Origin of the sequence: Dickeya sp. CFBP 2040, assembly GCF_012273755.1 — a bacterium.
Lineage (GTDB): Bacteria > Pseudomonadota > Gammaproteobacteria > Enterobacterales > Enterobacteriaceae > Dickeya > Dickeya poaceiphila.
In genome coordinates this window covers 253,580-278,417 of the sequence record NZ_JAAVXH010000087.1, presented here as the reverse complement: position 1 = coordinate 278,417, position 24,838 = coordinate 253,580, and the positions used below count along the sequence as shown (strand labels likewise).

Here is a 24,838-nt window from a genome sequence, read left to right as displayed (position 1 = left end):
GGAGCGAAAAATGCCAAAACGTACAGACATAAAAAGTATCCTGATTCTCGGTGCCGGTCCGATTGTGATCGGTCAGGCGTGCGAGTTTGACTACTCCGGCGCTCAGGCGTGTAAGGCGCTGCGTGAAGAAGGCTACCGCGTGATTCTGGTGAACTCCAACCCGGCCACCATCATGACCGATCCGGAGATGGCCGACGCCACCTATATTGAACCGATCCACTGGGAAGTGGTGCGTAAAATCATCGAAAAAGAACGCCCGGATGCGGTACTGCCGACCATGGGCGGCCAGACGGCGTTGAACTGCGCGCTGGAGCTGGAACGGCAGGGGGTGCTGGCGGAATTTGGCGTGACCATGATCGGCGCGACCGCCGATGCCATCGATAAGGCGGAAGATCGTCGTCGCTTCGACATTGCGATGAAGAAAATCGGCCTGGAAACTGCTCGTTCCGGCATTGCACACAGCATGGAAGAAGCGCTGGCGGTGGCGGCGGTTGTGGGTTATCCCTGCATCATCCGTCCCTCCTTTACCATGGGCGGCACCGGCGGCGGCATCGCTTACAACCGTGAAGAGTTTGAAGAAATTTGTACCCGCGGTCTGGATCTGTCGCCGACCAGGGAACTGCTGATCGATGAATCATTGATCGGTTGGAAAGAGTATGAAATGGAAGTGGTGCGGGATAAAAACGACAACTGCATCATCGTCTGCTCCATCGAGAACCTTGATGCCATGGGGATTCACACCGGTGACTCCATCACTGTAGCACCCGCGCAAACTCTGACCGACAAGGAATATCAGATCATGCGTAACGCCTCAATGGCGGTACTGCGTGAAATTGGGGTAGAAACCGGTGGTTCCAACGTGCAGTTCGCGGTCAACCCGAAAACGGGTCGCCTGATCGTCATCGAAATGAACCCGCGTGTGTCCCGTTCGTCGGCGCTGGCTTCTAAAGCGACCGGTTTCCCGATTGCCAAGATCGCCGCCAAACTGGCGGTTGGTTATACGCTCGATGAGCTGATGAACGACATTACCGGTGGCCGTACCCCGGCGTCGTTCGAACCGTCCATCGACTATGTGGTTACCAAGATCCCGCGTTTCAACTTCGAAAAATTCGCCGGCGCCAATGATCGCCTGACGACACAAATGAAGTCGGTGGGTGAAGTGATGGCGATTGGCCGCACCCAACAGGAATCATTGCAGAAAGCGCTGCGTGGTCTGGAAGTGGGCGCTACCGGTTTCGATCCCAAAGTAGATCTTGACGATCCGCAAGCGCTGACCAAAATCCGCCGCGAGCTGAAAGACGCCGGCGGCGACCGCATCTGGTATCTGGCCGATGCGTTTCGTGCCGGGATGTCGGTTGACGGCGTGTTCAACCTGACCAACATTGACCGTTGGTTCCTGGTGCAAATTGAAGAGCTGGTGCGTCTGGAAGAGCAGGTAGTTGAGCAGGGCGCCAATGGTCTGACGCCTGAGTTCCTGCGTCTGCTGAAACGCAAAGGTTTTGCCGATGCCCGTCTGGCGAAGCTGGCTGGCGTGTCTGAAAGCGAAATTCGCAAGTTGCGTTACAAATATAACCTGCACCCGGTCTACAAGCGCGTTGACACGTGTGCTGCCGAGTTCGCTACCGATACCGCCTATATGTACTCTACCTATGACGAGGAGTGCGAGGCTAACCCGAATCAGGACCGTGATAAAATCATGGTGCTGGGCGGCGGTCCGAACCGTATCGGCCAGGGCATTGAGTTCGACTATTGTTGTGTGCACGCGGCGCTGGCGCTGCGTGAAGATGGTTATGAAACCATCATGGTCAACTGTAACCCGGAAACCGTCTCCACCGATTACGACACCTCTGATCGTCTCTACTTTGAGCCGGTAACGCTGGAAGACGTGCTGGAGATTGTACGTATTGAGCAGCCGAAAGGCGTTATCGTGCAGTACGGCGGACAGACTCCGCTGAAGCTGGCGCGTCAGCTTGAAGCGGCTGGCGTACCGGTGATCGGCACCAGTCCGGATGCCATCGACCGTGCGGAAGACCGTGAGCGTTTCCAGCAGGCGGTCAATCGTCTTGGCCTGAAACAGCCTGCCAACGCCACTGTCAGCACCATTGAGCAGGCGGTGGAAAAAGCGGTCAGCATCGGTTATCCGCTGGTGGTACGCCCGTCTTACGTTCTAGGTGGCCGGGCAATGGAGATCGTTTACGACGAAGCCGATTTGCGCCGTTACTTCCAGACTGCGGTCAGCGTTTCTAACGATGCGCCAGTGCTGCTGGACCGTTTCCTTGACGATGCCGTAGAAGTGGATGTGGATGCAATCTGCGACGGCGAGCGCGTGCTGATTGGCGGCATCATGGAGCATATTGAGCAGGCCGGCGTGCACTCCGGCGACTCCGCCTGTTCGCTGCCGGCCTACACCCTGAGCAAAGAGATTCAGGACGTGATGCGTCAGCAAGTGGAAAAACTGGCGTTCGAGCTTTCCGTGCGTGGCCTGATGAATGTGCAGTTCGCCGTGAAAAACAACGAAGTGTACCTGATTGAGGTTAACCCGCGTGCGGCGCGTACTGTGCCGTTTGTCTCCAAGGCGACTGGCGTGCCGTTGGCGAAAGTGGCGGCCCGCGTGATGGTCGGGCAAACGCTGGCCCAGCAGGGGGCTACCGAAGAGGTGATCCCGCCGTACTATTCCGTCAAGGAAGTGGTGCTGCCGTTCAATAAATTCCCAGGCGTAGACCCCATTCTTGGGCCGGAAATGCGTTCTACCGGCGAAGTGATGGGCGTGGGCCGTACCTTTGCTGAAGCTTTTGCTAAAGCGATGCTGGGCAGCAATTCGCCGATGAAGAAAACCGGTCGTGCATTGCTGTCGGTGCGTGAAGGTGATAAAGCGCGTGTGGTGGATTTGGCAGCCAAACTGCTCAAACACGGTTTTGAACTGGACGCGACCCACGGCACCGCTGTAGTGTTGGGTGAAGCCGGTATCAACCCGCGTCTGGTGAACAAGGTGCATGAAGGCCGTCCACACATTCAGGATCGCATCAAGAATGGTGAGTACACCTACATCGTCAACACCACGGCGGGTCGTCAGGCGATTGAAGACTCCAAACTGATTCGCCGCAGTGCATTGCAATATAAAGTGCATTACGACACCACCATGAACGGCGGTTTTGCTACGGCGATGTCGCTAAACGCCGACCCAACCGAGCAGGTGATTTCCGTTCAGGAAATGCATACCCGTATTCGTGGCTAAGGAACAAAAAAACCGCGCCTGAGTGCAGGTGCGGTTTATTGGGAAGCGTGAAACCGGTCAGTTATCTGGCCGGTTTTTTTTCGTCTGTATTTGGGGGAATGCTTAGCTTAAGGCGACTTTGATACCGAGGGTGATCAACACGCCGCCAAGCAGTTTGTCGATCAGTTTCTGGGCTTTGGTCAGACCGCGACGTACCGGCTCGCTCTGAATCAGAATAACCAGCAGTGGCCACCAGATGAGCGTCAGTCCCCAGATGATCCCGGCGTACCACAGTTTTTCGCCCAGGCTGGAGTTCAGGCTCAACACCTGGGTAAATACCGCCAGAAAAAACAACGTCGCTTTCGGGTTTAACAGGTTGCAGAGATAGCCTTGCATAAACGCTTTCCACAACCCGATACGTTGTGCTACCAGGCCAGACAAATCCAACTGACTGCCGCCACGTGAGCGTAGCGCCTGAATGCCTAACCAGATCAGATAAGCGGCGCCGACGTATTTCAGCAAGCTGAACAACCAGGGCGTGGTGGTGATGACCACCGCTAACCCGGCGACACAATAGGCCATATGAGTGGCGACGCCAGCGATAACGCCCATTGTGGTCATCATCGCTGCCAGTCGTGGGTAGCGGACCGCGTTTTTGATCACCAGAAAAAAGTCCGGGCCGGGAGAAATCATTCCCAGTGCTGCGATGGTTGCAACGAATAAAGAGGTTTCAAGCATGATGAATTACGTATGACAATCAAGGATTCCACGAAAAAAGGTGAGCATAATACCGTCAGTGGCATTTTTTCGCACTACCAATCATCAATTTGAAATGTTAATAAACTTATAAAAATCACGCTTATAGTGGTTGTATTCAGGCAAGGGGATGGAAACGTAACATGGTAAACGAAACGACACAGCAGCGGGACATCACCCGTTTGTGTATTCAATGCGCGCTGCTGCTGTTACAGCATGGAGCGGAAAGTATGCTGGTCGAGCAGCTATCTTCACGGCTCGGTGTGGCGCTGGGCGTGGACAGTGTGGAAAGTTCAATTTCGGCTAACGCGATTGTGCTGACCACCATCATGCAAGGACATTGCCTGACCTCCACACGTAAAAATGTGGATCGTGGCATCAATATGCATGTCGTGACTGAAGTGCAGCATGTCGTGATCATGGCGGAACATAAGGTGCTGGATGTGGACGGCGTAGCAAAACGTTTCAGCCATATCAAACCGTTGCGTTATCCGCGTTGGCTGATGGTGACGATTGTCGCGTTATCGTGCGGCTGTTTTAGTCGTCTGAATGGCGGCGGTTGGGATGCATTTCTGGTTACGCTGATTGCCAGCGGTATGGCGATGTATGTGCGACAGGTTCTGACCACGCGGCATCTTAATCCGTTGATTAATTTCTGTATTACCGCTTTTGTAGCGACGTCGGCATCCGGGTTGTTGATGCGTGTGCCCGGTCTGGAACACAGCTCCCCTGTCGCGATGGCGGCCAGCGTGTTATTGCTGGTGCCCGGTTTTCCGTTGATTAATGCGGTGGCGGATATGTTCAAAGGTCATGTTAATACCGGGCTGGCGCGCTGGACGATGGCCAGCCTGTTGACACTCTCCACCTGTATTGGTGTGGTAACGGCAATGGTGGTATGGGGGCTGCACGGATGGTAATTGAACTGATTTGGGCGTTGATTCAGGACATGGTGCTGGCTGCGATACCCGCGTTGGGATTCGCTATGGTATTTAACGTGCCGATGAAGGCATTGCCTTATTGCGCATTACTGGGTGGATTAGGGCATGGTACGCGGTTTCTGATGATTCGCTTTGGTATCCCCATCGAATTAGCGACCTTCGTGGCATCGAACATGGTCGGTATCATCGGTATTCGCTGGTCCCGATGGTTTCTGGCGCATCCCAAAGTGTTTACCGTCGCGGCGGTGATTCCGATGTTTCCCGGTATCTCGGCCTATACCGCGATGATTTCGGTGGTACAGCTTTCCCAGCATGGATATAGCGAAGCGCTGATGCAAACGCTGATCACCAATTTTCTCAAAGCCAGCTTTATCGTTGGTGCGCTCTCTATTGGTCTGTCGTTGCCGGGGGTGTGGATTTATCGCAAACGACCGGGTGTATAGGTGGTCGGTGTTCTCTTAAATATTGGGCGACGACTCGGTAAGCATATCGACGCATGAACAGGCTTTCCGTATAGTGGCACCAATTTTGTAGCCTGTAGGGTTTTACCATGGTGATTAGTTTGATTGCCGCACTGGCAGTGGATCGTGTTATCGGGATGGAGAATGCCATGCCGTGGCAATTGCCAGCCGATCTGGCGTGGTTTAAGCGCAATACACTCAACAAGCCCGTGATTATGGGGCGCAACACATTTCGTTCTATCGGGCGGCCATTGCCGGGACGGTTGAATATTGTGGTGAGCAGCCAACCAGGTGATGATGATCGGGTAACCTGGGCGACGTCGCTGGAAGCGGCGCTGGCGGCAGCTGGCGATGTGGATGAAGTAATGGTGATTGGCGGGGGCAGCATTTATCAGCAGATGCTGCCGCAAGCCAGCCGCCTTTATCTGACCCATATTGACGCTGAGGTGGAGGGCGATACCCATTTCCCAGATTACGAGCCGGATCAATGGGTTTCCTCCTTCAGCGAGTTTCATGACGCGGATGAGCAAAACTCCCACAGCTATTGCTTCGAAATTCTTGAACGTCGCTGATTGCTGTTGGTTTGCCATCTTCAAACCCGCTCATACCGAGCGGGTTTTTCTTTTGTTATTTTAATGTATCTGTATGTGTAAATGTTACACCATGACCCTCTTTCTATTTCAGTTGGGTTATTTGCAGGAAGAACATTGTCTAAATGGAATGAATTTTAACTTATTCATAAGATTAATAGTCCAACGTGCTTATCAGGGCATCTGAAATGTTGGTGGTAAACAGGTTGATTGCGTCATGCCTTATTTACTTTATTTTATTACAATGTCACTGGTATTTCTTTTTTACTATTCTAATACGTTGCAAAATAACCTATAAAGACCTGTAACTCAAAAGCAATGTGATTAAAGGTCAAGGTCCTTCCGTATATGAAAATCGCATCAATTCAGTATTTGCGTGGTCTGGCTGCTTTGCTTGTCGTCGTGGCGCATAATTCCTCCCTGCTGGAAGGTAACTGGACAAAACACATTCCTGGCGCACTTGGTGTGGATGTTTTTTTTATAATTAGCGGCTTTATAATGACATTCATTACCTATCATGCACCTGACAGTCCGTTTGCATTTATCGTTAAACGCTTCTTTCGCATATGGCCAGTCTTTTTTTTCGTTTGGCTGTTTTCTTTTATTTTCGTGTATCCTGAAAGAAGTTTCAGTCAGATGGTCTGTACACTCTACTTTTGTCTACAGGATTACAGCCAACCTGGTCCAACCTTTGGTTATAGTGCTCTTGGTCCTCCATGGACATTATCCTACGAAATAATGTTCTACCTCATTTTTGCTGTTTCAATGAGTATCAGCTACCGCTATCGCAGCTACATTTGCACACTGGTTTTCGTGGCAGCCATGACAGGTTTCCAGCTGTATTACAACGGCAGTTTTAATTTTTCATCACAGGTATCGCCGAATGTTATTGTTATGCATTGGTGGCAGGCCTGGATTAAATTGGTAAGTAATACCATTGTGTTTGAATTCATCACTGGCATGTTGCTGGCAGAATTAATGGTCAGGAACAAAATCAGCAAGTTACTTTACAGCAGGATACTGGCGAAAATAGCGTTCGTTATTGCAATAGCAGGCGCTGTTATCGTTGGTCCACAGGTTTTCGGCTTGAGCGGTGGTTTCTGGTTGGCATCGGTGATCATGATTTCGGCTATTATATTGGGTGACCACAGTGAGGCAGGATACAGTCGAATACTGACCTTCATTGGCGATATTTCCTATTCACTTTATCTCGTTCACTATCCTGTAATGGTGTTTTTTAGAAACCATTTATCAGACTCCGCGACATCCACTGAGAGAATAACAATATTTATGTTCTCTATTACCGTTAGTATCGTAATAGCATCAGTTATGTTCACATGGATTGAAACGCCTTCCATTCGGGCAGGGAAAAAGGTAGCGGGAATGTTATCTGTGACGATGAGACGCTATCAGCATTGAGCTTGAGAGATATTAACCTGAGAGATAGGGTGTGAAATATCCGGCAGCAACCGCTGCCGGATATTTCAGATAGCGGAAGCTATATCGGTTTGCGGCGTCATTAGCGATGGCTGGGTAAAATAACGCTGGTCTTCCCAGCGCAGACAGGTGAGTTCCCCCCCCCAGCAACAGCCGGTATCCAGCGCGTAGATGCCTTCTGGTGTGCCTTTACCTTCCAGCGATGCCCAATGGCCGAACGCGATGGCGTATTCAGCGGGGACCGGACCCGGCAAGTCAAACCAGGGTTTCAGCAGTGATGGTGCCTGCGAGGGGGGGTCCTTACACAGCATGTCGAGCTGGCCGCCAGAAAAGCAGTAGCGCATACGGGTAAAGACGTTGGTGCTGAACCGCAAGCGCCCCAGCCCACTCAGCTCTGGGGTCCAGTGATTCGGCATGTCGCCGTACATCGCATCCAGAAACAGCGGGTAGCTATCACTGCTGAGGATCGCTTCCACTTCCCGTGCGCACATTTTGGCGGTGTCCAGATCCCACTGCGGTGTGATGCCGGCATGGGACATAACCAGCTTGCGTTCCTCGTCCACCTGTAGCAGCGGTTGGCGGCGCAGCCAGTTGATCAGGTCATCCGCATCCGGCGCCGATAGCAACGGGTCCAGACGATCCTTGGGTTTGTTGCGGCTGATGCCGGCGTATACCGCCAACAGATGCAAATCGTGGTTGCCGAGCACCATGCGCACTGCATCGCCCAGCGAACGCACGTAGCGTAACACTTCCAGTGAGTCAGGGCCGCGGGCAACCAGATCGCCGGTTAACCATAGCGAGTCATGTTCGGGGTTAAAGGCGACTTGCGCCAGCAGCGCCTTGAGTTCGACAGCGCAACCGTGAACGTCGCCAACAAGATAGGTAGCCATAATCTTTCAGTGTATCAGTGAGGGGATGGCCAGGCGGAATACCGGAATAGGGACCTGAAATGCTTCACCCTGATGGTCAATCATCTGGTAATGGCCTTCCATTGTACCCATCGGGGTTTCCAGAATAGCGCCGCTGGTGTACTGGAATTCGCTACCCGGCTGAATGACGGGTTGCAGGCCGATGACGCCTTCGCCCTGTACTTCGGTTTGCTTGCCGTTGCCGTTGGTAATCATCCAGTAGCGGTTGAGCAGTTTAACCTCATGACGGCCCAGATTGCGGATGGTGATGGTATACGCGAAGACGAAACGACCGTCTTCTGGCTGAGACTGTGCTTCTACGTAGAAGCTCTGAACCTGTATACATACTCTGGGCGCATTCATCATGACGACAACTCCAGCTTATTCCTGCGATGTGGGGTGTGCGGTCAGCCACTCGGCCAGACGGCAGTATTGCGCAATAGTCACGTTTTCAGCCCTGGCATTTGGGTCAATTTCCAGTGCGGTTAATTGCTCTGGCGTGAACAGATTGCCCAGACTGTTACGCAGCGTTTTGCGCCGCTGATTAAATGCCTCCGTGGTAATCCGGCTCAGGATACGGGTATCCACGACCGGGTAAGGCGATGTCGTGTGAGGCACTAATCGCACCACCGCGGAATCCACTTTAGGGGCCGGTTTGAAGGCGGTTGGTGGTACTTCAAGCACCGGAATGACCTGACAATAATACTGCGCCATGACACTCAAACGACCATAAGCCTTGTTGTCCGGCCCTGCCACCAGCCGGTTGACGACCTCTTTCTGCAACATGAAGTGCATGTCGAGAATAGCCTGAGTATAGCTGAACAGGTGGAACATCAGCGGCGTCGAAATATTATACGGCAGGTTACCAAAAACCCGCAGCGGTTGTCCCGCCTGTTGTGACAGTGCGGCAAAGTCTACCGTCATGGCGTCCTGCTGGATGATGGTCAACTTGTCTCTGAGCGAGGGATGGACCTCCAGCCGGGCGGCCAGGTCACGGTCCAGTTCCACCACGGTAAAGCGATCAATGCGTTCGCCGACCGGGATGGTGAGCGCCCCCAGGCCAGGGCCGATTTCCACCATAGCTTGATCCGGTTTAGGGTGGATGGCGGAAACAATACTGTCGATCACGAATTGATCGTTAAGAAAATTTTGGCCAAAACGCTTACGGGCGAAATGGCCTTGATGGACGCGATTATTCATTACGGTTAGCAATCATATGTAGAGCGAGATTCAATGCAGTGCGGAAACTGCCCGGATCGGCCTGGCCGCTGGCGGCAAGCTCCAGCGCGGTACCGTGATCGACGGATGTGCGGATAAACGGCAGTCCCAGCGTGATGTTGACAGCCCGGCCAAAGCCCTGATATTTCAGTACCGGCAGGCCCTGGTCATGATACATCGCCAGTACGGCATCGGCGTGTTCGAGATACTTGGGTTGGAACAAGGTGTCGGCTGGCAGCGGGCCGACCAGTTGGATGCCTGACTGGCGCAGTTCATCCAGTGCCGGGATGATGACATCCAGTTCTTCACGCCCCATGTGGCCGCCTTCGCCAGCGTGTGGATTCAGGCCGCAGACATAGATGACCGGTTGAGCGAGGCCGAACTTGCGTTGCAAATCCTGATGCAGAATCGTGATGACTTCGTGCAGGCTGTCACGAGTGATGGCGTCTGATACTGTTTTTAGCGGCAGATGCGTCGTCGCCAGCGCAACGCGCAGTTCCTCGGTCGCCAGCATCATTACCACGCGCTGGCAGTGGCTGCGCTCGGCGAAAAATTCAGTGTGACCGGAAAAGGTAATACCCGACTCGTTGATAATGCCTTTGTGCACCGGCCCGGTGATCAGCGCGGCGAAATCCCCCTTCAGGCAGCCGTCGCAGGCGCGAGTCAGCGTATCCAGTACATAGCGGCTGTTCGCTACGTTTAGTTGCCCCGGCACCACGGTGGCGTCGGCGGTGACCGGCAACAGCGTCAGCGTGCCGGCGGCTTGTGGCTGCGCTACCTGATGCGGCTGGTACTCACGCAATGTCAGCGGTAGTTTCAGCGCCAGCGCGCGGCTTAACAGCAGCCCTGCGTCAGCGCACACCACCAGCTCTATCGGCCAGTCTTGCTGAGCCAGCGCGACGACCAGATCGGGACCAATCCCGGCGGGTTCGCCGGGGGTGATCACGACACGCTGTACCTGCGTTTCAATTGGCATCAGTTCTGACCATTCAGGATTTTCACGTAAGCGGCAGCGCGTTTTTCCTGCATCCAGGTCTGCGCTTCTTCGGCAAATTTGCGGTTAAACAACATACGGTAGGCGCGATCTTTCTGAGCGGCGTCGGTCTTGTCTACCTGACGGGTATCCAGCAATTGAATCAGATGCCAGCCAAATGATGAATGCACCGGTGCGCTGATTTCGCCTTTTTTCAGTTTGGTTAATGCATCACGAAACTCCGGGTCATACATCTCCGGCGATGCCCAACCCAGGTCGCCGCCCTGATTAGCAGAACCTGGGTCCTGTGACAGCTGTTTGGCGGCGGCAGCGAAACTGATCTTGCCGTTCTTGATTTGGTTCGCCACTTCTTCCAGCTTGGCTTTGGCCTGCGCGTCGTTCATGACCACTGATGTCGTCAACAGGATGTGACGAGCGTGAACTTCGGTTATCGATACCGGCTGATCGCCGCCGCGGGTATCGTTCACGCGCAGGATATGGAAACCGACGCCAGAGCGGATCGGCCCGACGATCTGGCCTTTCTGTGGATTAGTCAGACGTTCGGCAAACAGCGATGGCAATTCCTGCGGACGGCCCCAGCCCATCTGTCCGCCTTTCAATGCTTGCGGGTCGGCGGAGTAGGTGATGGCAAGTTTGCCGAAATCGGCACCCTGAGAGGCTTCTTTTACCAGACGATTGGCCAGATTTTCTGCTTTATCAACCTGATCCTGGGTCGGATTTTCCGGCAGCGGGATCAGGATCTGACTCAGATTAACTTCAGGGCCGCTTGCTCCCTGGCTGGCAAGTTGTTGAGCCAGCGAGTCCACTTCCTGCGGTAGTACGTTGACGCGACGACGTACTTCGCTGTTGCGCACATCGGCAATCATCATGTCTTTACGAATTTGGCTGCGGTAAGTATCAAAGCTGACGCCTTCAGCCGCCAGACGGCTGCGTAGCTGGTCCACGCTCATGCGATTTTGTGCGGCGATATTGGCGATGGAACGATCCAGTTGCTCATCGGTGACCTGAACGCCCATCTTTTGCGCCATTTGCAGGATAATGTTATCCATGATCAACCGATCCAGAATCTGGTGACGGAGCGTGGCGTCGTCCGGCAACTGCTGACCGGCTTCTTGTGCGTTCATCTTGACGGACTGCAGCAGGCTATTGATATCGCTTTCCAGAACCACACTATTGTTGACGACTGCGGCGATCTTGTTGACCTCCTGCGGGGCCGCAACCGCCATGTTGGCACTCAGTGCCAGTCCCAGAACAAGCGCTCTCCAGTTCTTCATACCTTTCCCGTTAATTTTATCCGCCAGAGCGGGTTACATGTTTAATCGCTACCAGTTATTAGACGTTTATTGCCGCCAGAGTTCCCGGCGTGACCTCATCAGAACGCACGCTGGTAAGGCAAAATGCCGTTTCTCAGCATTTTTTCCGTACCCAGGCTGTAATTGCTGCTCAGGCCGCGCAGTTCAAAGCTAAAGCCGATCTTGTTGTCGTAAACGCTTTGATTGTTGGTGGTGTTCCACTTGGTTATTTTGCGCTCATAGCCAACGTTCACCGCCCAGCAGCAGGTATTGTATTGCAGGCCCATCAACTGGTCGGCTGGTTGGTTGGCTTTGGTGTCGTAGTAGTAGGCACCCACGATAGCCCAGCGATCAGACAACGGCCAACTGGCAGTGGCGCCAACCTGAGAAATACCTTGCTGGAAACCGGGGTTGGCCACGTTGGGCAGTGTAGCCTGAATATATTTCGAACTGGCGAAACGGTAGTTCAACTGGAACAGCCGTTCGCCGCCACCACGGTATTCCAGCACGGCGTCGCCGAGCGTGAAATCCTTAAGGCGTTGATCGTATTGCGCCCCGCCACGGATGCCCCAGTTGTCGGCGAATTTCCAGTAAGAATCGCCAGCCCAACTCAGGCTGCCGCGGTCGTTGTTCCGGTCAATGCTTGAAGTGGAACCCGTGCGCGGACGTTCAAAGTAATAAATCTGCCCCAGAGAGGCGTTGAAACGTTCTTCCAGCGCATCATCATATAACCTGGTGGTCACCCCGCTTGATACCTGATTAGCAGAGGCGATGCGATCCAGGCCGCTGAAGGTACGATCACGGAATAAGCCGGCATAATCCGTCTGCAGCAGGGTAGAGTCATAGGCGCGAATATCCGACTGATTGCGGTACGGTACATACAAGTACTGCATCCGTGGTTCCAGCGTTTGGGTATAGCCTTTCGCCCAATCCATATCCCGCTCGAACACCATTTTACCGTCGGTTTTGAACTGCGGCATGACACGGTTGACGCTGCCTTTTAGCGGATTATTCGTATTGCTGGCGTTGTAGATATCCAGGTTTTCCTGCTGATAGTGGGTCGCCATCAGCTTGGCTTCGGTATTCAGGCTGGCCCACTGGTTGGAAACCGGCATAGAGATCGTCGGTTCGAAATGCAGTCGGGTTGCATCAGGCAGGTTGGGATTAACGTTGGTAAATTTTACCGCCTGGCCGTAAAGGTGCAGATCGAAGGGGCCGATATCATTCTGATAGTAATTCATATCGAGCTGTGGCAAGGCCCGATAGATATCATTGGTAGCCATATTACTGAATATCTGGTACTGGCGGGTGGATACGGTGGCGTCCCAGTTCTGATTGGCGTATCCCAGGCTAAATCTTTGTGTGGCGTAACCGTCGGTGGTATTGCCGTAAACTGAATCCAGATCGGTGAAATAATTAGGATCACTGACCTTGGTGTAGTCAGCGCTAAAACGCCATACCTGATCCATTACGCCAAAGTGTTGCCAGTGGAACAACCAACGGGTGTAGTTTTCGTCGGGCGCATAACCCGATTTACTGGACGTTACGTCACTTTGGTACTGTTTGTCGTCCGGCAGCCAGTCAAATTCGACCAGACCTAAACCGGCGCGCGACAGATAGCGGAATTCGTTTTGCCATTGAACGCCGCGGCTGGTTTGTACGTGTGGCGTGATGGTGGCATCGTAGTTGGGCGCGATGTTCCAGTAGTAAGGCGTGATTAACTCAAAGCCGTTACTGGTGCCATACTTGGCATTGGGGATCAGGAAACCGGAACGGCGTCTGTCGCCAAGAGGCAGTTGCATGTAAGGGCTGTAGAACACCGGAACGCCGGCAATACGAAAGCGAGCGTTCCAGATTTCGGCCACTTCTTCCTGCCTGTCCTGGATCACTTCCGAACCGACTACGCTCCAGCTATCATCACCGGGTAAACAAGACGTAAATGAGCCATGATCCAGAATGGTGTAGCGATTATTTTCTCGCTGTTTCATCTTGTCAGCGTCGCCTCGACCCTGGCGTCCAACCATCTGATAGTCGCCGTCTTCCACGTCGGTATCTTTGGTGTTGAGGTTGGACCAGGCTCGCGGACCTTTCAGGATGATCTGGTTATCATCGTAGTGCACGTTACCGATGGCATTGACGGTACGGATAGGTTCAGCCTGACCAGCTTGCTGTTTCTGATGCAATTGCACCTGATCTGCGGTCAGTACACGGTTGCCTTGCTCGACATTCACATTGCCGGTAAAAACGGCGCTGTCAGGGTAGTTGCCCTGCGACTGGTCGGCTTTAATGTGTACAGGCAATTGGCTGGTGTCCCCGGTCACCAGCGGACGATTATATACGGGAACGCCCGACATACACTGAGAGGCGAGATCGGCCAGCGCGTGCTGGCTGTACAGCGCCGACCCAATTAATGAGGCCAGCAGAGTTGGAAAACTTTTTTTCATACGCGGTATCTGGTGTTCCGTCGTCAAGGGCGTCATGCCGGCAAACGGTCAGAGGCTATATTAGCCATCGGCGTGGTGCCATTGCAAAATCCCCGCCATTTTCTATGCGTTGCCGTTAGGAGCAAAGATAAATGACGGGTATGATAAAGCAATTTTTGGCCGACGGCATGGGGATTTGAGGAGTATATGCGGTATTGGGGAAAGTTGCTGGGGCTAGTGCTGGGGATTGCGTCCAGTGCTGGTGTCGGCGGGTTGATAATCGGGTTGCTGTTGGGTCATTTGCTTGACAGAATCCGTGCATCCCGTCAGCGCGACTTTTTTTCCGCGCAATCCACCCGCCAGTCGCTGTTCTGCCTGACGACTTTCCAGGCGATGGGGCACCTGACCAAATCGAAAGGCCGGGTGACGGAGTCTGATATCCGCATCGCAACTACCATGATGGACCGGCTGGAGTTGCATGGTGAGGCGCGCAATGCTGCGCAAAAGGCGTTTCGTGAAGGTAAAGCCAGCCAGTTTCCGGTGCGCAACAAGTTGCGTAAATTGCGTGATGCCTGCATTGGCCGTTTTGATTTAATCCGGATGTTTCTGGAGATTCAGTTGCAGGTGGCGTTTGTGGACGGTGCCTTGCACCCTAATGAACGGCGGTTGCTGTATGTGTTTGCCGATGAACTGGGAGTAACCCGTGAACAGTTCGAGTTGTTTATGCGCAACATGGAACGCGGTAACTATCAATCCTCAAGACAGCAATCCTCAAAACAGCAATCGTCAAAACAGAGCAACAGTGGTTACCAGTCGAGGCAGGGCAACAGCTACCAGTCACGGCAGAATAACCAACAATCATCGCGGCAGGGCAATAAATCTTACCAGCGGCGTAACCAGTCCTATGGTGGGCAGTCTTATGGTCAACGGCCGCCGATATCATCGCGCGGGCCGACGATTGAGAGCGCCTGTCGTACGTTGGGGGTGCGTAGCAGCGATGACGCCGCTACGGTGAAACGTGCTTATCGCAAGCTAATGAGTGAGCACCATCCGGACAAAATGATGGGTAAGGGCCTGTCGCCGCGTATGATTGAGATGGCCAAGCGCAAAGCGCAGGATATTCAGGCTGCCTACGAGTTTCTCAAAGTTAATAAATTTTCCCGCTGATTTTCTTATTATTTTTTCTTATTCTGTATATTTTCGCTAATTATTTCTTAATAACGCACTATTTGGAATCAAAGCTTCCAAATAAGTGAATTAGCGCATGGGTACTAGAAATCCGCTTCGCAGCGAAAATGCATCGGCGTATTAAAAGCGGGATGAGTGATCGCCAGTTCCTGTGCATGTAGCAGCAAACGAGGCGCCATCGCTTTGGCCTGCGGATGAGCGTAAAACCCATCGCCCAGAATCGGGTGCCCCAACGCCAGCATGTGGACGCGCAACTGGTGCGAGCGACCAGTTACCGGCATCAGCTTTACGCGGGTGGTGCCGTCACGGTCACGGGATAACACGGTGTAGTCGGTTTGGGCGGGTTTACCCTGTTCAAAGCAGACTTTTTGTTTCGGGCGGTTCGGCCAGTCGCAAATCAGCGGCAGATCCACCAGTCCGTCATCCTGCATCAGGTGTCCAAAGACGCGGGCGACATAGGATTTCTTTGGTTCCCGCTCACGAAACTGACGTTTTAATTCTCGCTCCGCCGCTTTGGTCAATGCCACTACCATCACGCCGCTGGTTGCCATATCCAGCCGATGGACGGATTCGGCAGCGGGAAAATCAGCCTGAATGCGGGTCATGATGCTGTCCCTGTGTTCTTCGGCGCGGCCAGGAACGGAGAGTAGTCCGCTGGGTTTGTTCACCACCATGATGTGCTGATCCTGATACAGGATATGCAGCCAGGGATCGCGTGGCGGGTTATAGGGTTCCATGATGGGCTCCGGCATCGCGGCAGGGGAGATCCTGCCGCGAAGTAGATAGACAACCGATGGGGCTTACTGGTGCGCCACCATCACCAGACGAATGGCATCCAGACGCCAGTTGGCCTGCTGCAGATTCACCAGTACCTGCTCGCGCTGTTCTTCCAACGCCTCCAGTTCGTCGTCGCGGATAGTCGGGTTGACGGCTTTGAGCGCTTCCAGTCGTTCCTGTTCACGACGCAACTGCGTTTCGGCGTTACGCTGTGCCTCGGCGATCAGTTCCTGCGCTTGCGCTTCTACCAGCGGCTGGGCTTTTTGCAGCATATCGTGCACTTCGTCCTGCACCGCGTTCACCAACTTGCTGGAGGTGTGACGGTTTACTGCGCTCAGTTGACGGTTGAAGCTTTCGAATTCCACCTGCGCCGCCAGATTGGTGCCTTTGCGGTCCAGCAGGACGCGAATCGGCGTTGGCGGCAGGAAACGGGTCAATTGCAGTTTCTTCGGCGCCTGCGCTTCCACCACGTATATCAATTCCGCCAGCAGGGTGCCGACCGGCAATGCCTTGTTTTTCAGCAGCGATACGGCGCAACTGCCGGTATCGCCGGACAGGATCAGATCCAGTCCGTTGCGAATCAGCGGGTGTTCCCAACTGACGAATTGGGCATCCTCGCGGGACAACGCCTGATCGCGATCAAACGTGATGGTACAACCGTCTTGCGGCAGACCGGGGAAATCCGGCACCAACATATGATCAGACGGCGTCAGTACGATCAGGTTATCGCTGCGGTCATCCTGATGAATGCCGATGATATCAAACAGGTTGAGGGCAAAATTGACCAGATTGACGTCATTATCCTGTTCGGCAATCGCTCCAGCCAGCGCCTGTGCGTGTTCGCCGCCGTTGGAGTGCATCTCCAGCAGGCGGTCACGACCTTGTTCCAGTTGCGCTTTCAGCGCGTCATGTTGCTGGCGGCAGGTGTGGATAAACTCGTCCAGCCCGGTCTGTTCAGACGGTGTGGCAAGCAGGTTGATAAGTTGTTCGTAGTGGCTGTCATAAATCGACCGCCCGGTCGGGCAGGTGTGTTCGAACGCATCCAGCCCTTCGTGATACCAACGCACCAGCAGTGCCTGAGCGGTGTGTTCCAGATAGGGTACCAGAATCTGAATGTCGCGGCTCTGACCGATACGATCCAGGCGTCCGATACGCTGTTCCAGCAGATCTGGGTTAAACGGCAGATCAAACATGATCAGATGGCTGGCGAACTGGAAGTTGCGTCCTTCGGAGCCGATCTCAGAGCAGATCAACACCTGAGCGCCTTCCTCTTCCGAGGCGAAGTAGGCGGCGGCGCGGTCGCGCTCCAGGATCGACAGCCCTTCGTGGAACACGGCGGCGCGGATGGCTTCGCGGGTGCGCAGCACCTGTTCCAGTTGCAGTGCGGTGGCGGCCTTGGCGCAGATCACCAGTACTTTTTCATCACGATGGCTGGTCAGAAATTCCAGCATCCATTCAACACGCGGATCGAAACTCCACCAGGTGGCGTTATCGTCTTCGAATTGCTGATAAATCTGCTCTGGGTAGAGCATGTCACGCGCACACTCTTCGGCTGATTTGCGGGCATTCATGATGCCGGATACGCGGATCGCCGTCTGATACTGCGCCGGCAACGCCAGCTTGATTTGATGCAGCTCGCGTTTCGGAAAACCTTTCACCCCTTGACGGGTATTGCGGAACAGCACGCGGCTGGTGCCGTGACGGTCCATCAGCATGGTGATCAGTTCCTGACGTGCTGCTGCGCTGTCTTCGCTGTCGCTGGCGATGGATTTCAGCAATGGTTCGATATCCTGTTCGCCCAGCATTTCGCCAAGCGCGTTGCGCTCGCTGTCGCTGATGCTGTTGCCGCTCAGCAGCAGGGTGACCGCGTCGGCGACCGGGCGGTATTGCTGCTGTTCGGCGATAAATTCGTGGTAGTCATGGAAACGGTTCGGATCGAGCAGACGCAGGCGGGCAAAATGGCTCTCCTGGCCTAATTGTTCCGGTGTCGCCGTCAGCAGCAGTACCGCGGGGATGGCGTACGCCAGACGCTCAACCGCTTTATAGCCGGCGCTGGGGGCGGCTTCGCTCCAGGCCAGATGGTGCGCTTCGTCCACCACCAGCAGGTCCCAGTCGGCATCCAGCAGTTGTTCGAAGCGGGAGGGATTACGGCGCACAAAATCCAGTGAACAGATGATCAGTTGCTCGGTTTCAAACGGGTTGTCGCTGTCGAGGCGGGCTTCGGCGTAACGCTCATCGTCAAACAATGAGAACAGCAGGTTGAAGCGGCGTAACATTTCTACCAGCCACTGGTGTTGCAGCGTTTCCGGCACCACGATCAGTACGCGCTCGGCGCGGCCTGCCAGCAACTGCTGGTGGATAATCATGCCGGCTTCGATGGTCTTGCCCAGACCTACTTCGTCCGCCAGCAGTACGCGCGGCGCATGGCGCTGACCCACTTCGCGGGCGATGTGCAACTGATGCGGAATCAGGCTGGCGCGCATACCGCGCAGCCCTCCCCAGGGTTGTAGCGCCTGCTCGTGCTGGTGGCGATGAGCGCGGTAACGCAGCGCGAAGCGATCCATCCGGTCAATCTGCCCGGCGAACAGACGGTCTTGCGGTTTATTGAAGGTCAGTTTGCTGTCGAGAAACACTTCCCGCAGTTCGGCAGGTTCATCGGTATCCAGACGCGGACCAACATAGGTGCGCAGTCCATTTTCATCATGAACATCCTCCACCCGTAACTGCCAGCCTTCATGACTGGTGATGGTATCGCCAGGATTGAACATGACACGGGTAATAGGGGCATCGTTCCTGGAGTAGAGACGGTTTTCGCCACTGGCCGGAAACAGCAGGGTGACCATGCGGGCATCTATCGCCACTACCGTACCCAATCCTAAATCGCTTTCTGTATCGCTGATCCAGCGTTGACCAAGTGTAAAAGGCATAAATTCTAAGCTCGATACTCGTCGTTGTTGGAGAATGTCTGAACAGGAGGCCGCCGACCCCTGCGTTCGGCAATACCTTACCCGCCCTGCACGACAGTGATGGTGTCGCGCACAGCCTGTGATGCGGGTGTGGGGGGCGCCCCAGATGTAATTGACCGTTGTCTAACCGACAGACGCGGACTCACGCCTGATATTTTTGAAAGGGCGCTATGGTACTGGATGGTGGACTGTTCGTCACCTGTCAGGCACCATCAGATTGTCAAAATAGCCCCATCTGCCCGGTAATCAGTGTAGCAAAATCATCGTGAATGAAAGGCAGAATAGCATCCGCCACTGGTTGCAGTTGTTTTTCCACGTAGTGGTTGTAATCCAGCAGCGAGCGGCGATTCTCCAGTGGTTCCGGTCCATTTACCGTAATGACGTAGCTTATCCAGCCGCCGTTCTGGTACTGCAAGGGCCTGCCATGCCGGTGATTGTAGTCGTCTGCCATTCTGGCGGCGCGAACTTGCGGCGGCACATTGCGCTGATACTCGCTCAGTTTATGGCGCAGGCGTTTGCGGTATACCAGCAGGTCGTCGTGCTCGCCGTTCATCGTTTTCGCCACGTACTCCCGCACCCACTCCTGATACGGTTCACGGTGGAAGATGCGTTGGTAAAGTTGTTGCTGAAATTGCTGCGACAGCGGCGTCCAGTCGGAACGTACCGTTTCCAGCCCTTTGAACACCATCTGCTCACCCTGTGCCGTTATTGTCATACCGGCATAGCGCTTTTTGCTGCCCAGTTCGGCACCGCGAATCGTGGGCATCAGAAAACGGTGGAAGTGGGTTTCGTATTCCATCTCCAGCGCGCTGATCAAGCCGTGTTGCTGGTGCAGGTGCTGTTGCCACCAGTCGTTGATATAGGCCACCAGTTCACGACCAATGATGTTTGCTTCGTCCTCGTGGTGAGCACGCTTAAGCCAGACAAAGGTCGAATCCGTATCGCCATAAATCACCTGATAACCTTTGGCTTCAATCAGGGAACGGGTCTGGCGCATGATCTCATGGCCACGCAGGGTAATTGAAGACGCCAGACGCGGATCGAAAAAGCGGCAACCGCTCGACCCCAGTACGCCGTAAAATGCATTCATGATGATCTTCAGCGCCTGCGACAGCGGCTTGTTGTTTTCCTGCTTGGCGAGGTCGCGCTCATGCCAAATCTCTTCGACAATTGCAGGCAGACAGTGCTGGCGGCGGGAAAACCAGGCGCCGCGAAAGCCTTCGACCGCGTGCTGCTCATCAGGCTGCTGCAAACCGGTTATCAGCCCGACCGGGTCAATCAGGAAGGTGCGAATGATTGAGGGGTAGAGGCTTTTATAGTCCAGTACCAACACCGAATCGTACAGACCGGGGCGGGAATCCATCACGTAGCCGCCGGGGCTGGCTTCAGGCGGCACGTCGCCGAGGTTCGGCGCGACAAACCCGGCCCGGTGCATACGCGGCAGGTAGAGGTGAGTAAATGCCGCCACCGAACCGCCGCTGCGGTCTGCCGCCAGCCCGGTTACGCTGGCGCGCTCCAGCAAAAAAGCGATCAAATGGGTTTTCTCAAAGATGCGTGTCACCAGTTCGCAGTCTTTCAGGTTGTAGCGCGCCAGTGCGGGTTTGTCTTGCTGAAAGCGCTGTTCGATTTCTTCCAGCCGCTGGTAAGGATTGTCACTGGCTTTTCCTTCGCCAAGCAGCGACTGGGCGACAAACTCCAGGCTGAACGAGGCAAAATTCCAGGTGGCGGATTTCAGCGCTTCAATACCATCTACTATCAACCGACCCGGCGCACCGGCGAAAAAATGCCCTTGTCGATAGCCATGCTCGCGCCACTCCATCTCCTGACCGTCGCGTCCGAACCGTAATGGAATACGGTAGCGCTCGGCGTGTTGCTGCAATACCCGCAGGTCAAACTGCACCAGATTCCAGCCGATAATCACATCCGGGTCGTAGGTGTGCAGCCACTGATTGAGTTTTTCCAGCAGTTGTGGACGACTGGCGACGTATTCCAGCGTCAGGTCGCCAGCGTCGCTGGGGATGCCGTTTTCTGGTCCTAACATAAATACCTGACGCTGACCACACCCTTCCAGACCGATACAGTAAAGTTCGCCGTGGCGGCTGGTTTCGATATCCAGCGATACGGTTTTGAGTGACGGGCGGTAGTCGGGCGCAGGTTTCAATTTGACGTTGTCAATCAGCCCACCAGTGGTTTCTTCGCCGCTAAACCAGACCGGCGCGGTGATAAACCGCTCCATCAGAAGCCGCTCCGGCGGGCGGATATCTGCCTCGTATACCGGGATTCCCGCTTCCTGAAGTTTCTTCTCCAGACGTAACAACTGGCGGTAGTGCAGACAGTACAGCCCCAGTTGCGGTTCGTGGTGGAAGTTTTTCAGCGCCAGCGGTCGTAATTGCCAGTGCTTTTCACTACTTAACAGTTGGGTGATTTGTGCCTGATGTCGCATCGGTACAAACGCCACCGCCTGCTGCGGCGATAACCTGATCCGGCAGGGACCGTCATCGGTTGCCAGCCAGCATTCGACCTGAATCCCGGCAGGGGTATCCTGCCAGTGGCGGGTCAATACAAAGCCCTGACGCGGTGGGGAAAGGGTCATAGCGTATAGTCAGAAGGTCAGTGGAGTAATGCAACAAATTATGTATATATATACAGTTTTTGTCCAGTTTTAGCGCCGTTCTCAATAGCGCTGTCTACTGTGCTGTCAAGCCGTTGCAGAAAGAAGACCACACCCTATTCCCGTTGTTTCCTGCTATCATCCGGTTATCTTTGGTTATAAAAAATGCAGAAATGTAGAGAATTATGGAAGCCTGGCTGGAGCATCTGATCACTCAATCGTTAGCGTATTCACTGACGGCAGTACTGTTGGTGGCGTTTCTGGAGTCGTTGGCGTTGGTGGGACTCTTGTTGCCCGGCACGCTGATGATGGCATCGCTGGGAGCATTTATCGGCAGCGGCGATATGGGGCTATATCCTGCCTGGGGCATGGGCATTATCGGTTGCCTGCTGGGAGACTGGATTTCCTTCTTCATTGGCTGGCGTTTTAAGGAGAAGCTGCATAACTGGTCTTTCCTGCAAAAACATCGAGCTTATGTGTATCGTACCGAAAAGATGCTGCATCAGCACAATATGGCGACCATTCTGATTGGGCGGTTTTTTGGCCCGACTCGCCCGTTGATCCCGATGGTGGCCGGAATGCTGGAGCTGTCGCCCCGGCGTTTTGCACTGCCGAATATCATCGGCTGTCTCACCTGGCCGCCGGTTTACCTGATGCCCGGCATTCTGGCGGGCGTGGCAATTGATATTCCCAAACAAGCCGACAGCAGCGGCTTTAAATGGCTGCTGTTGATCACGGCGATGTTGCTGTGGAGTGCGGGCTGGCTGCTGTGGCGATGGTGGCGTGTGCATCGTGGCGCCAACGCTGAATTAGCCGGTTGGCTGACACTGGCGCGCCTGCGCTGGCTGGCACCATTGACGGCGGTTATCGCGGTCATCAGTCTGTGGCAGTTGTGGCAGCATCCGTTGATGCCGGTTTACCGACACCTGTTGTGGCAGATTCTAATGGATAAATGAGCGAGCGCGATACCGGTTTTCCCGGTATCGCATCCCATCGGTTAGCGGTAAAATTCTGCCACCTGATCAAAGATTCGCATCTCTTCGCCGTGGCGAGTCACCTGCAACACGTCTTCCAGCTTTTCTACCTGACTTATCATCTGCGCCAGACGCTGATCGTCTTTTACCAGTAGCCAGATGCGGCTTTGATCGCTGTCCGGCAGCGGCATACACATGATGCCTTCCACGTTGAACGCGCGGCGGGCGAACAGCCCACATACGTGCGACATCACACCCGGATGGTTGCGTACCGAGAGTTCCAGCGTGACCTGTGCAGTCGTCGATGAAGTCTGCATAATTTAATCTCCAATCATCTCAATATTGGCGGCACCCGGCGGTACCATCGGGAATACTTTCTCGTTGATGTCGATAACGGCATGGATCAACGTCGGGCCGGGCCGTTGCAGGGCGTCGCGCAGGGCGGCTTGTGGATTTTCAACCGCGTTGAGATCGCAGGTGGCAAAACCGAATCCGGAGGCAATCGCCAGAAAGTTGGTCTGATACCGGTAGTCAGACGCTACGAAGTTTCGCTGATAGAACAGCTCCTGCTGCTGGTGCACCAACCCCAGCGACTGGTTGTTCATCAGTACGATTTTTACGTTCAGGTTCTCTTCCACGGCAGTCGCCATTTCCTGAATGTTCATCATCAGGCTGCCATCGCCGGAAAAACAGACTACGGTACGCTGCGGTTCCGCCAGTGCTGCGCCGATAGCCGCAGGCACGCCAAAACCCATCGTCCCCAGTCCGCCGGAGGTCAACCATTGGCGTGAGCGCCGCAGCGGGTAGGCTTGCGCCACCCACATCTGGTGCTGGCCTACGTCAGTGGTGATGATGGCCTGATCGTCCAGCTGATCCGCTACGGCGCGGATCAACCCGTAATGGCTGAGCGGATCGTCGGCGTTTGGCATATTGAATGGGAAATCGCGTTGCAGGGCGCGCACCTGATCGAGCCAGTCGGCACGCGGCTGACGCTCGACAAGCGGCAGTAACTGGTCCAGCGCCTGCGCCACATCGGCGTGGATCGCCACGTGTGGCTGGCGGATCTTACCGAGTTCCGCCGGATCGATATCGATATGGATCACCTGAGCATTCGGGCAGAATTCTTCTGCCTTGCCGATAGCGCGATCATCAAATCGTGCGCCCAGCACAATCAACAAATCCGATTGCTGCAGGATCATATTGGTGTAACGAGCGGCGTGCATACCGAGCATACCGAGCGACAGCGGGTGATCCACCGGCATGGCACCCAGCGCCATCAGTGTCATGGTGGTGGGCAACCCGGCGCGTTCCGCCAGTTCGATAGCCTGCTGATGCGCACTGGCGCTGATGATTCCGCCGCCCAGATACAGGATCGGACGTTTGGCCTGATTGATCATCGCGGCGGCAGTGCTTAGGTCGCTGGCATCGGCAGTGGGAGCGGGTGACTTCACTGCTGGTGCAGGCAGCTCCGCCAGATCGATAGTCGCCGTTTGTACGTCTTTGGGGATGTCAACCCAGACTGGACCGGGACGACCGGATTGCGCCAGCCGGAAGGCATCATTAATGACCTGCGGCAGCTCACTGATGTCGCGTACCAGATAGTTGTGTTTGGTGACCGGGATTGAGATGCCGTAAGTGTCCACTTCCTGAAAAGCATCAGTGCCGATCATGCCCGAAGGCACCTGAGCGGTGATGCACACCAGTGGAATAGAATCGAGCTTGGCGTCTGCAATGGCAGTGAGCAGGTTAGTGGCGCCGGGTCCGCTGGATGCCATGCAAACCGCCGCTTTACCGCTGACGCGCGCCATTCCCTGAGCGATAAAACCGGCTCCCTGCTCATGGCGGGCGAGGACGTGGCGAATAGTGCGGCTTTTTCCCAACGCATCGTACAGCGGCAGCGCTGCGCCGCCCGGAATACCGGTTACAGTGGTAATGCCTTGCTGTTCCAGCAGACGGATGATCAGCTCAGCTCCTGTATAACGCATAGTCATATCCTTTATCAGAGCCGGTGTCAGGAGGAGCGGGGTGGGTGACATAAAGAAACCCCGCTCGGCTTGCGCCGGCGGGGTTTGGAATCCAGGTTTGATTCGG

Annotated in this window: 19 protein-coding genes; 7 read left to right on the top strand and 12 right to left on the bottom strand. The window is 54.7% G+C overall.

Annotated features, from left to right (window positions below):
* The first annotated feature begins 10 nt into the window (after window positions 1-10).
* Window positions 11-3,235, top strand: coding sequence for a carbamoyl-phosphate synthase large subunit (gene carB, locus Dpoa2040_RS12925; RefSeq protein WP_168641489.1), 3,225 nt, complete (start codon window positions 11-13; stop codon window positions 3,233-3,235).
* A 102-nt stretch (window positions 3,236-3,337) separates the two neighbouring features.
* On the opposite strand, the gene Dpoa2040_RS12920 is transcribed toward carB, so the two are convergent.
* Entirely contained in the window at window positions 3,338-3,952 is a 615-nt protein-coding gene (locus Dpoa2040_RS12920; RefSeq protein WP_146411031.1) for a LysE family translocator, read from the bottom strand.
* 161 nt (window positions 3,953-4,113) lie between these two features.
* Between Dpoa2040_RS12920 and Dpoa2040_RS12915 the strand changes: the two genes are divergently transcribed.
* The 4 genes from Dpoa2040_RS12915 (at window position 4,114) to Dpoa2040_RS12900 (ending at window position 7,378) form a co-directional block, all read left to right on the top strand.
* Window positions 4,114-4,887 carry a threonine/serine exporter ThrE family protein gene (locus Dpoa2040_RS12915; protein ID WP_042872848.1) on the top strand — a complete coding sequence of 258 codons (774 nt, stop codon included), beginning with the start codon at window positions 4,114-4,116 and terminating at the stop codon, window positions 4,885-4,887.
* Entirely contained in the window at window positions 4,881-5,351 is a 471-nt protein-coding gene (locus Dpoa2040_RS12910) for a threonine/serine exporter (RefSeq protein WP_042872846.1), read from the top strand. Before Dpoa2040_RS12915 ends, Dpoa2040_RS12910 begins: the two co-directional genes overlap by 7 nt.
* 110 nt (window positions 5,352-5,461) lie before the next feature.
* A complete protein-coding gene (gene folA / locus Dpoa2040_RS12905) occupies window positions 5,462-5,941 on the top strand; it encodes a type 3 dihydrofolate reductase (protein ID WP_371810656.1) in 480 nt (159 codons plus the stop codon).
* A 366-nt stretch (window positions 5,942-6,307) separates the two neighbouring features.
* On the top strand, window positions 6,308-7,378 hold the full coding sequence (locus tag Dpoa2040_RS12900; protein WP_168641487.1) for an acyltransferase: 1,071 nt from the start codon (window positions 6,308-6,310) through the stop codon (window positions 7,376-7,378).
* Between the two features lie 65 nt (window positions 7,379-7,443).
* On the opposite strand, the gene apaH is transcribed toward Dpoa2040_RS12900, so the two are convergent.
* The 6 genes from apaH to lptD form a co-directional block, all read right to left on the bottom strand.
* A complete protein-coding gene (gene apaH, locus Dpoa2040_RS12895) occupies window positions 7,444-8,286 on the bottom strand; it encodes a bis(5'-nucleosyl)-tetraphosphatase (symmetrical) ApaH (RefSeq protein ID WP_168641486.1) in 843 nt (280 codons plus the stop codon).
* A gap of 6 nt (window positions 8,287-8,292) precedes the next feature.
* Entirely contained in the window at window positions 8,293-8,670 is a 378-nt protein-coding gene (gene apaG, locus Dpoa2040_RS12890) for a Co2+/Mg2+ efflux protein ApaG (RefSeq protein ID WP_042872839.1), read from the bottom strand.
* A gap of 15 nt (window positions 8,671-8,685) precedes the next feature.
* Window positions 8,686-9,504: a 16S rRNA (adenine(1518)-N(6)/adenine(1519)-N(6))-dimethyltransferase RsmA gene (gene rsmA, locus Dpoa2040_RS12885; protein ID WP_168641485.1), complete on the bottom strand. Its 819-nt coding sequence runs from the start codon at window positions 9,502-9,504 to the stop codon at window positions 8,686-8,688.
* Window positions 9,497-10,498: a 4-hydroxythreonine-4-phosphate dehydrogenase PdxA gene (gene pdxA / locus Dpoa2040_RS12880; protein ID WP_168641484.1), complete on the bottom strand. Its 1,002-nt coding sequence runs from the start codon at window positions 10,496-10,498 to the stop codon at window positions 9,497-9,499. The genes rsmA and pdxA overlap by 8 nt, the downstream gene beginning before the upstream one ends.
* The gene (surA, locus tag Dpoa2040_RS12875) at window positions 10,498-11,790 is read right to left on the bottom strand and encodes a peptidylprolyl isomerase SurA (RefSeq protein ID WP_168641483.1); all 1,293 of its coding nucleotides are present in this window, start codon (window positions 11,788-11,790) and stop codon (window positions 10,498-10,500) included. Before surA ends, pdxA begins: the two co-directional genes overlap by 1 nt.
* A 98-nt stretch (window positions 11,791-11,888) precedes the next feature.
* A complete protein-coding gene (gene lptD / locus Dpoa2040_RS12870; protein WP_210423927.1) occupies window positions 11,889-14,288 on the bottom strand; it encodes an LPS assembly protein LptD in 2,400 nt (799 codons plus the stop codon).
* Between the two features lie 150 nt (window positions 14,289-14,438).
* Between lptD and djlA the strand changes: the two genes are divergently transcribed.
* Complete coding sequence (gene djlA, locus Dpoa2040_RS12865; RefSeq protein ID WP_042872828.1) at window positions 14,439-15,398, top strand: co-chaperone DjlA; 960 nt, start codon at window positions 14,439-14,441, stop codon at window positions 15,396-15,398.
* 104 nt (window positions 15,399-15,502) lie between these two features.
* On the opposite strand, the gene rluA is transcribed toward djlA, so the two are convergent.
* The 3 genes from rluA to Dpoa2040_RS12850 form a co-directional block, all read right to left on the bottom strand.
* Entirely contained in the window at window positions 15,503-16,156 is a 654-nt protein-coding gene (rluA, locus tag Dpoa2040_RS12860; protein ID WP_042872825.1) for a bifunctional tRNA pseudouridine(32) synthase/23S rRNA pseudouridine(746) synthase RluA, read from the bottom strand.
* Between the two features lie 63 nt (window positions 16,157-16,219).
* Entirely contained in the window at window positions 16,220-19,123 is a 2,904-nt protein-coding gene (gene rapA, locus Dpoa2040_RS12855) for an RNA polymerase-associated protein RapA (protein ID WP_042872824.1), read from the bottom strand.
* Between the two features lie 259 nt (window positions 19,124-19,382).
* The gene (locus tag Dpoa2040_RS12850; protein ID WP_168641481.1) at window positions 19,383-21,755 is read right to left on the bottom strand and encodes a DNA polymerase II; all 2,373 of its coding nucleotides are present in this window, start codon (window positions 21,753-21,755) and stop codon (window positions 19,383-19,385) included.
* 203 nt (window positions 21,756-21,958) lie between these two features.
* On the opposite strand from Dpoa2040_RS12850, the gene Dpoa2040_RS12845 reads away from it, so the two are divergent.
* Window positions 21,959-22,729 (top strand): DedA family protein, encoded by a 771-nt coding sequence (locus Dpoa2040_RS12845; RefSeq protein WP_168641480.1) that lies wholly within the window; start codon window positions 21,959-21,961, stop codon window positions 22,727-22,729.
* A 41-nt stretch (window positions 22,730-22,770) separates the two neighbouring features.
* Here the strand turns inward: Dpoa2040_RS12845 and ilvN are convergent, their stop codons facing one another.
* Window positions 22,771-23,064 carry an acetolactate synthase small subunit gene (gene ilvN / locus Dpoa2040_RS12840; protein WP_042872818.1) on the bottom strand — a complete coding sequence of 98 codons (294 nt, stop codon included), beginning with the start codon at window positions 23,062-23,064 and terminating at the stop codon, window positions 22,771-22,773.
* A 3-nt stretch (window positions 23,065-23,067) separates the two neighbouring features.
* Entirely contained in the window at window positions 23,068-24,732 is a 1,665-nt protein-coding gene (gene ilvB, locus Dpoa2040_RS12835; RefSeq protein WP_168641479.1) for an acetolactate synthase large subunit, read from the bottom strand.
* Window positions 24,733-24,838 lie beyond the last annotated feature (106 nt).

Coding starts and splice junctions, on each gene's coding strand:
- ilvN (WP_042872818.1), bottom strand. CDS start 23,064: ATGCAGACTTCATCGACGACTGCACAGGTCACGCTGGAACTCTCGGTA.
- Dpoa2040_RS12845 (WP_168641480.1), top strand. CDS start 21,959: ATGGAAGCCTGGCTGGAGCATCTGATCACTCAATCGTTAGCGTATTCA.
- Dpoa2040_RS12910 (WP_042872846.1), top strand. CDS start 4,881: ATGGTAATTGAACTGATTTGGGCGTTGATTCAGGACATGGTGCTGGCT.
- pdxA (WP_168641484.1), bottom strand. CDS start 10,498: ATGCCAATTGAAACGCAGGTACAGCGTGTCGTGATCACCCCCGGCGAA.
- rapA (WP_042872824.1), bottom strand. CDS start 19,123: ATGCCTTTTACACTTGGTCAACGCTGGATCAGCGATACAGAAAGCGAT.
- Dpoa2040_RS12915 (WP_042872848.1), top strand. CDS start 4,114: ATGGTAAACGAAACGACACAGCAGCGGGACATCACCCGTTTGTGTATT.
- Dpoa2040_RS12850 (WP_168641481.1), bottom strand. CDS start 21,755: ATGACCCTTTCCCCACCGCGTCAGGGCTTTGTATTGACCCGCCACTGG.
- apaG (WP_042872839.1), bottom strand. CDS start 8,670: ATGATGAATGCGCCCAGAGTATGTATACAGGTTCAGAGCTTCTACGTA.
- surA (WP_168641483.1), bottom strand. CDS start 11,790: ATGAAGAACTGGAGAGCGCTTGTTCTGGGACTGGCACTGAGTGCCAAC.
- carB (WP_168641489.1), top strand. CDS start 11: ATGCCAAAACGTACAGACATAAAAAGTATCCTGATTCTCGGTGCCGGT.
- lptD (WP_210423927.1), bottom strand. CDS start 14,288: ATGACGCCCTTGACGACGGAACACCAGATACCGCGTATGAAAAAAAGT.
- djlA (WP_042872828.1), top strand. CDS start 14,439: ATGCGGTATTGGGGAAAGTTGCTGGGGCTAGTGCTGGGGATTGCGTCC.
- rluA (WP_042872825.1), bottom strand. CDS start 16,156: ATGGAACCCTATAACCCGCCACGCGATCCCTGGCTGCATATCCTGTAT.
- apaH (WP_168641486.1), bottom strand. CDS start 8,286: ATGGCTACCTATCTTGTTGGCGACGTTCACGGTTGCGCTGTCGAACTC.
- ilvB (WP_168641479.1), bottom strand. CDS start 24,732: ATGCGTTATACAGGAGCTGAGCTGATCATCCGTCTGCTGGAACAGCAA.
- Dpoa2040_RS12920 (WP_146411031.1), bottom strand. CDS start 3,952: ATGCTTGAAACCTCTTTATTCGTTGCAACCATCGCAGCACTGGGAATG.
- rsmA (WP_168641485.1), bottom strand. CDS start 9,504: ATGAATAATCGCGTCCATCAAGGCCATTTCGCCCGTAAGCGTTTTGGC.
- Dpoa2040_RS12900 (WP_168641487.1), top strand. CDS start 6,308: ATGAAAATCGCATCAATTCAGTATTTGCGTGGTCTGGCTGCTTTGCTT.